At 50.2% G+C, this 7,914-nt stretch carries 9 protein-coding genes and 1 pseudogene; 4 read left to right on the top strand and 6 right to left on the bottom strand.

Going from position 1 to position 7,914, the window contains the following annotated elements; genetic code table 11:
* Positions 1-541, bottom strand: a pseudogene (locus CLG94_RS10310) (IS21 family transposase); the annotation flags it as partial.
* Positions 542-678: 137 nt separating this feature from the next.
* Complete coding sequence (locus CLG94_RS10305) at positions 679-843, bottom strand: FmdB family zinc ribbon protein (RefSeq protein ID WP_107563264.1); 165 nt, start codon at positions 841-843, stop codon at positions 679-681.
* A gap of 243 nt (positions 844-1,086) precedes the next feature.
* On the opposite strand from CLG94_RS10305, the gene CLG94_RS10300 reads away from it, so the two are divergent.
* The 4 genes from CLG94_RS10300 to CLG94_RS10285 all read left to right on the top strand — a co-directional run bounded on the left by CLG94_RS10300 (position 1,087) and on the right by CLG94_RS10285 (position 2,642).
* Positions 1,087-1,338, top strand: coding sequence for a type II toxin-antitoxin system Phd/YefM family antitoxin (locus CLG94_RS10300; RefSeq protein ID WP_239993214.1), 252 nt, complete (start codon positions 1,087-1,089; stop codon positions 1,336-1,338).
* Positions 1,335-1,721 (top strand): type II toxin-antitoxin system VapC family toxin, encoded by a 387-nt coding sequence (locus CLG94_RS10295; RefSeq protein ID WP_107563263.1) that lies wholly within the window; start codon positions 1,335-1,337, stop codon positions 1,719-1,721. The genes CLG94_RS10300 and CLG94_RS10295 overlap by 4 nt, the downstream gene beginning before the upstream one ends.
* A 256-nt stretch (positions 1,722-1,977) precedes the next feature.
* Positions 1,978-2,196, top strand: a complete 219-nt coding sequence (locus tag CLG94_RS10290; RefSeq protein ID WP_107563261.1) for an AbrB/MazE/SpoVT family DNA-binding domain-containing protein — start codon at positions 1,978-1,980, stop codon at positions 2,194-2,196.
* Positions 2,190-2,642, top strand: coding sequence for a type II toxin-antitoxin system VapC family toxin (locus CLG94_RS10285; protein ID WP_107563259.1), 453 nt, complete (start codon positions 2,190-2,192; stop codon positions 2,640-2,642). Before CLG94_RS10290 ends, CLG94_RS10285 begins: the two co-directional genes overlap by 7 nt.
* 94 nt (positions 2,643-2,736) lie before the next feature.
* On the opposite strand, the gene CLG94_RS10280 is transcribed toward CLG94_RS10285, so the two are convergent.
* The 4 genes from CLG94_RS10280 to CLG94_RS10265 form a co-directional block, all read right to left on the bottom strand.
* On the bottom strand, positions 2,737-3,279 hold the full coding sequence (locus tag CLG94_RS10280; RefSeq protein ID WP_107563257.1) for a sensor histidine kinase: 543 nt from the start codon (positions 3,277-3,279) through the stop codon (positions 2,737-2,739).
* Between the two features lie 123 nt (positions 3,280-3,402).
* Positions 3,403-4,392, bottom strand: coding sequence for an HD domain-containing phosphohydrolase (locus CLG94_RS10275; RefSeq protein ID WP_239993213.1), 990 nt, complete (start codon positions 4,390-4,392; stop codon positions 3,403-3,405).
* 17 nt (positions 4,393-4,409) lie between these two features.
* Positions 4,410-5,747, bottom strand: a complete 1,338-nt coding sequence (locus tag CLG94_RS10270) for an OmpP1/FadL family transporter (protein WP_239993212.1) — start codon at positions 5,745-5,747, stop codon at positions 4,410-4,412.
* Positions 5,725-7,908 carry a PilZ domain-containing protein gene (locus CLG94_RS10265; protein ID WP_107563255.1) on the bottom strand — a complete coding sequence of 728 codons (2,184 nt, stop codon included), beginning with the start codon at positions 7,906-7,908 and terminating at the stop codon, positions 5,725-5,727. Before CLG94_RS10265 ends, CLG94_RS10270 begins: the two co-directional genes overlap by 23 nt.
* Positions 7,909-7,914: the final 6 nt, after the last annotated feature.

Here is a 7,914-nt window from a genome sequence, read left to right as displayed (position 1 = left end):
GTGCTCGGGTGTGGCCATCGAAGAACATCTCCTGTCGCTCGTACGGATAGGCCCGCACAAAGGGCATGCCCGAATAGCGCGATCGCATACAGAAGAGCTTGACCTGCCGCTCCTCTCCTGCCATGCGGACCCAGGCAGCTCCCCAGTCGACTTCCGCCTCCTGCGCGAGCTCCGGGTCTAAGGGGATGACCGCTGTGACTGTCGGCCATCCCAGCCGAGCCTTCTGCTCCCGCACCCATCGTCTAACTGTCGACTCCGCACCCGGAAAGGCATACTCTTCGACCAGTCGGGTCCAGATCCGGTGCGCCGTGTGGCGATGCTTCTTGGGGGTCTCCTGATCCGTGCGGAGCCAGCCCTCGATGATGGCGGCGACCGAGTCCATCACCCGGGAGGCCGGTTCGTGCCTCCTCCGGTACTTAGGCTCCCAGCCAGCTAGAACCTTGCGGATCGTTTTGCGTGTATGCCCAGTCTCCCGCGCGATCTGACGAATACTCTTCTGATACACCCGAGCGGCCGTCCTGATGAGCTCGTACTGATCCATCCCTAGCACTCCTCTCCCTCCCTGTCTCTGGTGTGGTCTTGCTCGAACACACGAGAAACAGCGAGCGTATCAGAGTGGGCTCCTTTTGCTCGATCATTGCCGTGTTAGGTGGGTCCCTTTTACTCTAGCGAAATCATTCAGCTTTTGCGCGAGGTCTTGGCGAAAAAGGTCGAGAAGATGGGCTCCGGTTTGCCGGCCCCGCATTTCGGGCATTTCAATCGCTTGGTCCCCCGCTCTTTGATGCCCATCGTCAGTGAGAATTTCTTGCTACACTCCACACACTTGAAATCATAGCTCGGCATCGGTCTCCCCTTCTGTTCGTACGGTTATCGTTAGAAAGATCCTGTTAGAGACCAGACTGCACAACTCGGCGGAATGGCCGGTGATCGGAAACGATGCTGCTTTCAACAGAAAAACGCTGACATTATAGGGCGAGTAGTGCGAAGAAAGCAATGCGGAAATCCGAACCTCCGAACCCGACAATAGCGATGAAGAGCACCAGCCGTTCAGAGGTCCTTGACTTAGTTCACTACATGATTTACAATATGACCATGATCAAGCTCAATATACACGAAGCGAAGACACATCTTTCGGAGTACCTGGCCAAGGTGGAGGCGGGTGAGACCGTCCTACTGTGCAGGCGCAATACCCCCGTTGCAGAGATCCGCGCCCTTCCACAACGACTGAAAGAGCCGCGGCCCATTGGACTGGCAAAAGGGGCCTTTCAGATATCCAAGAGCTTCTTCGAACCTCTACCGGATGAGGTTCTTGCCGCCTTCGAAGGTCGCGATCTGTGAGGTTGCTGCTCGACACCTGTACGTTCCTGTGGATCATCTTAGATAGCCCTGAACTGTCCCCGGGAGCGCGTGAGCTTTTCTCCGATCAAGGCAACGAGGTATTCCTGAGTGTGGCCTCCACGTGGGAGATCATAGTCAAGCATCGGCTAGGGCGATTGCCGTTACCGGAGCAACCGCATCTGTTCCTACCCAGGCAGAGACGGCAACACGGAGTACACTCACTGCCGATCGAGGAGGAGGCGGTGTTGCAACTCACGCGCTTGCCCGATTATCACCGTGACCCCTTTGACCGGATACTCATCTGCCAGGCGATCGCCCACGGCCTTGTCCTCCTGACACCCGATTCCGCTGTCACGCAGTACCCCGTGCGAACGGCGTGGTGATCCAATGCGCACAGCTCGTGCAGTGTCAAATGGGATTAGCTTAGCGTGGAGCCTGTCCCATAAACTCCCGTTCACCCTTCGACACGCTCAGGGCGAACGGTATAGGCATTGAAAAGATTGATGTTTTCCGTTCTGCTGAGCCTGTCGAAGCATGAGCCCGTCGAAGCACAACAAGGGGTTTGCAGGACAGGCTCCGTGTTGCGTCGCTTTACCTTCTATGATAAAGTAAAGCGAATATCAATCTCTGGAGGAACCAATGCCTTTTATCAAACTCTCGACAAAAAACCAGATTGTCCTTCCCAAAGAAGCGCGCGAGGCCATGGGGGTCAAGGGGGGCGATGAACTCGTGGTTGTCGTCAAAGGAGGGATTACCATCCTGTTGCCCACACCCAAAAGTTACACAAAGGCTCTTGCGGGAAAGGGCCGCGGACTCTACTCTTCCGATTACCTGTCAAAGGAACGCCGTGCGTGGTAAGCGCCCAGCGTCTCGAGGGCTTCCTGCGAAGGCACCCCAGGGTCGGGCTGGACTCAAATCTCCTGATCTACCTCATCGAGGAACACCCGGAGTATCATCGATTAGCGGAGAAGATACTCAGATCGATTGAAGCGGGACGCAATACCGGGATTTGTTCCACGCTCTCTCTTCTTGAGGTCCTGGTACAACCCTACCGAGAGAACAATGACGAGCTTGTCAATCAGTTCTATGTCCTCCTCACAACGTACCCTCACCTCCAATGGATCGAATTATCGATCGGGATCGCTGACCTGGGTGCCCAGCTTCGCGCCAAATACCAACTGAAAACACCTGATGCCATCCTGGTGGCAACCTCCATCGAAGCGGGCGCTACCGGTTTTATAGGGAACGATAGTCAGCTCAAACGGATCTCTGAGCTGGATATTCTGGTGTTAAGTGATGATTAGATCCTGCTTCTGGAAGGGTTGGGTGGGCTCAAGAAATCAAGCGGGCGACGACGTCAAGCAGCATCGGAGAGACCTGGGGCGGGGCCGGTCGGCCTCACGACGGCCGCAGCGGCAAGGTGACAGTGAAGGTGCTTCCCTGACCTTCTCCGGGAGAGGTGGCGGTCACGGACCCTCCGTGGAGATCGACCAGGCGTTTGGCCATGGCAAGACCCAGGCCAGTCCCCTGCTGCGGCTTTGCGAAGGAACTGTCTAACCGTGTAAACTCTTGGAAGAGCCGACCCAGATCCTCAGCCTTAATCCCGATGCCGGTATCCGAGACGGTAATTTCTACGAAATCACCGGGGTCGAGGGTATAGGGTTGAGGGTCTAGGGTTTCGGGTTGTGAACGCGAAACTATCTTCGCAGTGACAGTAATGGAACCGCCCGCTGGGGTGAATTTCACGGCGTTGCCTAAGAGGTTGTGCAGAATCTGCTTAAAGCGGAGCGGGTCAGCCACCAGGCTGTCCGGCGCCTGTTCCAGCCGCAGCGCAAGCGCCACACCCTTCGCGTCCGCCTGAACCCGAAACTGTTCGAGGGCGGCCGTCACCACGCCCTCCTCCCGAGGCAGCTTGAGACTCGCCGCACCGTCCAGCCCCATCCCGCTGCCCCGCCTTGACTAGATATTCATTCGAATAATCCACCGTCGCAGTGAATGTCAACCGCACGTTGTCCGGGTTGGCCTGGAAAATGCGCCTGCGAGTACTGCAGTCCCGGATAGCTATTATACCCCTGCTCCACCGGCAGGCTCCGGGGCCTCCGACAGCCCGCCCAGCTCGACCAGCTCGATGAATGGCTCAGCCACGCCTGGATCACGCCAGCCGCGTGCCACCTCATCCCGCAGGGTATCGCACGCGGTTTGTAGCGACCAGGCAGGCTTGTATGGTCGCGCGGACCTCAGCGCATCGAAGATGTTAGCGACCTGCAGGATTCTCGCCGTGAGAGGGATCGCCTCGCCCGCAAGGCCATCAGGGTAACCGCTCCCGTCCCATCGCTCATGGTGATGGCGGATGATCGGCAGAACTCGCTGTAATGATCGTAGCGACTGGCAGATTCGCTCGCCGATCACCGTATGCTCGCGCATGATCACCCACTCCACCTCGCTGAGGCCGCTGGGTTTCAACAGAATCGCATCCGGGATCCCAATCTTCCCCAGATCGTGCAGGGTCCCGCCTCTGTCCAGGGCTGTCAGCTCCTCCGGTGGCAGGCCAAGCTTCCGTCCAAGGGCGACCGAGTAGGCCGCCAGTCGCTCGCAGTGTCCCTGGGTGTACGGGTCCTTTGCCTCTACGGTTCGGCCCAGCGCGAGCAACATGGCCTCGGCGTGCTCCAACTCGTCGGTAAACTTCTTGAGCCTGAGCAGCGAGCGGACGCGGGCCTTCAACTCCGCCCGACTGAACGGCTTTGTGATGAAGTCATCAGCCCCCGCCTCGATCCCTCGGATCCGGGCTTCTTCCGCCGCTAGAGCCGTGAGCAAGACGATCGGTATCAAGCGGGTCGGCGGCTCCTGTTTCAGGCGGCGGCAGACCTCGTAGGAAGGATCATTGAACTTCGCCCGGTCCTTGAAGCGATAGCCGCACACCTCGCAGGTTGGGGGATGGATCTGGAGGCGAGAGGGCCTTGGGACAGAGCGGGCGATATGCTCGAGGAGTACCTGCGCCTGAAAATCCTTACGTGCATGCTCCCGGAGATCTAAAAAGACTGAAAATCTACCCACTCGTTTGGGAGAAGAGCCTATATTTTATACGTTAGACTGATACCGAACAGATGAATATCTGTATTATACCTTCCGTTGGCGTTGTTGAAAGGATTCAATGGATCAGCAACCGTATTGTTTTTACTCCTCCCCTCCAGCAATTGATAACCATATGATAGGTCAATTCTCATGTTCTTATATTTTACATTTGTTCCAACGGTGAAAAGGTGTGTAGTCGCATCTGGGACAATAGGGTCAAATGTCTTATCAGGTACTGGATTTCCTCCATATAAGTATCCGGCAAGCAATGCAACCGTGTCATTCAGTTGATATTTTACCCCAAGATTTGCAGAGTACGTATCATGCCAGTTTTTTTCTGTGATGGACGTGGTACTGCCTAAAACAGGTTTATCGAGGTTGATCCTTAATTCTTTGAATGATGACCAGCCTTCCCATCTCATACCAGTTTCTAGCGTCAGTCGATTAAAACCTTTGTAAGCGACGCCAGCCTGGACTACTCGTGGAAGCGTAATATGTGAATTGCCGGAAGTATTTGGAAATAGAGCTCCGAGTGAGGGGCTCGGAAGAGTAAAGGTGGAATCACCATCAATGTCCACTTTGATTTCGCTTCTGTATGAGGCGCCGAACGAAATGTCTTTATTGACGTCATACAGAATTCCAAAATTATATCCAACACCATGTCCATCACCCTTAAATTTTTGTCTACCGTCCGGAAGGCCGGCAGGAAGGCCAAGACTAGGGACAGCGCTCGCCAAGCCCGACAGGTTTAGACTCTTTTTTAACGTTGTGTCAAGGAGAAGGAAATCCACCCCTGCAGCAAATGTAAAATCAGGTGTTACCTTGTATGAAACTACGGGATTGATATTAAAAGTTATCATTTCTGAGTCGGTTGCTATGTATCTTCCTTCCCAGCTATTACCCCAGTTAATCCCTAGTCCGAAAGGACTAAAGACACCCAAACCCGCGCTGATCTTATCATTGAACTTATGGGTAACAAAAACTGTGGGTGGGTAAAACACCTGACTTTCTGTTCGAAATGAATTTCCCGTTGCAGCACTTTTAAATTCCTGCGAAGGGAAGAGCAGGGTTGTTCCTAGTTCTATTTGTGTTCCTTCGAGTTTATTAATCAATGCGGGATTGAAGAAAATCGCCGAGGGGTCATCTGCGTGCGCAATTACAGCATCTGCCTGACCTAAAGCCGATGCACCCTGTGTAAAGATTGCAAAGCCAGAGCCATAAGCATTTGAGGTAGTACAAAAGACAAAGAATATAAGTACATAAACAGCTATTCCTCTCCATAATACTTTTTGATTCATAGTAAAACGCCCTCTCTTAGCGTCCGTCTTCGTTTTCATGTTGGGAGTCAATCCCATCCTTAGTGATAATGCGCAACGACCTCCCATGCTTCTCACTCCGCCTTCTCGTATCGTCCATATCGGGGTAAGCTATAGAACATTGAGCCTCTTCATCATCATGCCTATGGTGAAATAAATTCTCCATATATTTGAAGTATTGATCACCATATTGTGTATTCAACATCCATAGGGTATGTATTTTTTCATAGGCTACGGAGTGGCTTTGCGCATAGCTAACGGGATACAATAAAACAGGAATTTCATCCTGCTGCTCATAATATTTTGATAGCATGGAGAGGCAGATATAAATTATGTTAACGGGGAGATCTTTAGCGTCCAGGATAATAACGTGGAAGCAATTCGTCAGGTTAGACAGGTTCAAGCCGATATCAGAGACATTTACCGCTATAACTGCCCTTAGAACATCATTTTTCTTCAAAGAAAAAAGAATCCTTTCCCTTTTGAAACCAAGCTTGTTAAATTCTTTACTGAGATTATCATTATCAATCATTTCCGGCGTTAAATCCAGGGCTTGAAGCATCAGACCTCCGGATTCATATTCATAAAAAGTTTCCAGCTCTAAAAGGTCTTCGGGCTGGGTTTTAGTTAATGTCAATGCTTCCGGTAGATCAGGTTGTGTGCCAGCTCTTGGAAAACAGAAATAGACAAAGGAATCAACGGAACATGCCTTTGGATTATTGATTTCTCTGGCACACCCTCCAAACACACGCATAGGAAACTTATTATCTGGTCTGAAATAACAACCGACAAAATTCATGTGTGCTGAATAGAGACGGTGAAAATCGTTTATATAACGTTCAACCTGCCTCATCACAACAAGTCCGGTATTGCCATGTCCTGATCTGAGGGAGGCATGGTTGTGAAGTAGCCATGTCTCTTCATAAAAACGGATTATCGATACATGCGCTTGAATTATACCTTTATCTTGGCATACGAAATGTCTGGCTATATGGGGATTTTCGACATAAAGCTTCTCATAAGTTGCTTTAAACTTTTCCTTGTCAGCGGACATAAGAGCATATTTTTTAGGATAGATAAAGCCTGTCTCGAAAAAGAACTTCCACAGCGCATCTATGTCCACCCTGTTGCAAACAAAGGCCTTTTTATTTTCCGCCTGCTGTAAATAACTCGAAAGTCTTACTTGTTCTTGGATGTCCATATCTAAAACGGTCATTCCACATTTCGCGAGAGTTTTGCAATCGTTGGCTGTATGAACATTTCTATTAACAACCTGGGACTTGCATCTGATTTTAAAATCATAGCCTATTTCTATGTACAGTTCCGGGATAATCATTCCGACCAAAAGCACAGCATTGTCTATGTCTTCCTCAACAGAAAAACCAGAACCTGTCAGATCTTCAACTTCCATGTTGATAAGTTTCTGAGTAAAAGGATGTATAAAGTTAATATTTGGTGAGGGTGATAATTTGTGTCGAGAGCTTCGAAACTCTTTTGTCTTAAATCTGCGTATCTGATCGTTTACAGGTTCTACTATAAAGACGCTCTTTTTTTGGCCATACGTTTGTCGGATTATCCTGCATTCTCCTGAATACAGGATATCCTGTTTATTTTTGAATGTAACATATACCGTATCTTCAGGATTAACCCAATGAAATGGTTGGGATGGCTCAGTTGATACTTCTATACAGAACGAGACAGCGCTAAAGTTCAAAAGAGTTCCGTAAAATATTACACTGTTTTGAATGAGATCAACCTGAATACCCTTGCATAAATGCCTTCTTACCTTGCGATAGCTAAGCTCGTAACAAATTTCAGGGAGGCTGAAGCTAATTCCTTCCTCACTTATTTCCTTTAAGGCAGCTTCAACAAGAATAAGCGCTAGATCATCTGTAAGTAGAAAATTTAGAAATTTGTAAGAACTCAATTTCTGTTTTAGTCCTGCTGGTTCAATCCACAAACATTCCAAACTATTTTCAAGACATGGCTGTGGATTGGCTTGAAGAGATAGGACAGTATCATACTTTAGGTGTTTGAAATTTATAAGTATTGTGCCAGTTTGAAAATTAATATGGTTCAGGGTGTTTCTTAGGCGTTTTCTGGAGATCTTCTTTCTTTCTTCCAGTCCCTTATCTGGGTCGGTATAGTAGGAAAGCTTAGCAATTCTTTGGAGTTTATCCATTGCCAC

Origin of the sequence: Candidatus Methylomirabilis limnetica (assembly GCF_003044035.1) — a bacterium.
Classification (GTDB): domain Bacteria; phylum Methylomirabilota; class Methylomirabilia; order Methylomirabilales; family Methylomirabilaceae; genus Methylomirabilis; species Methylomirabilis limnetica.
This window is presented reverse-complemented; position numbering and strand designations above follow the sequence as displayed.

Bases quoted from the DNA above. Each gene is read 5' to 3' on its own strand.
- CLG94_RS10305 (WP_107563264.1), bottom strand. From the start codon at position 843: ATGCCGAGCTATGATTTCAAGTGTGTGGAGTGTAGCAAGAAATTCTCA.
- CLG94_RS10300 (WP_239993214.1), top strand. From the start codon at position 1,087: ATGACCATGATCAAGCTCAATATACACGAAGCGAAGACACATCTTTCG.
- CLG94_RS10290 (WP_107563261.1), top strand. From the start codon at position 1,978: ATGCCTTTTATCAAACTCTCGACAAAAAACCAGATTGTCCTTCCCAAA.
- CLG94_RS10280 (WP_107563257.1), bottom strand. From the start codon at position 3,279: ATGGGGCTGGACGGTGCGGCGAGTCTCAAGCTGCCTCGGGAGGAGGGC.
- CLG94_RS10270 (WP_239993212.1), bottom strand. From the start codon at position 5,747: ATGAAAACGAAGACGGACGCTAAGAGAGGGCGTTTTACTATGAATCAA.
- CLG94_RS10265 (WP_107563255.1), bottom strand. From the start codon at position 7,908: ATGGATAAACTCCAAAGAATTGCTAAGCTTTCCTACTATACCGACCCA.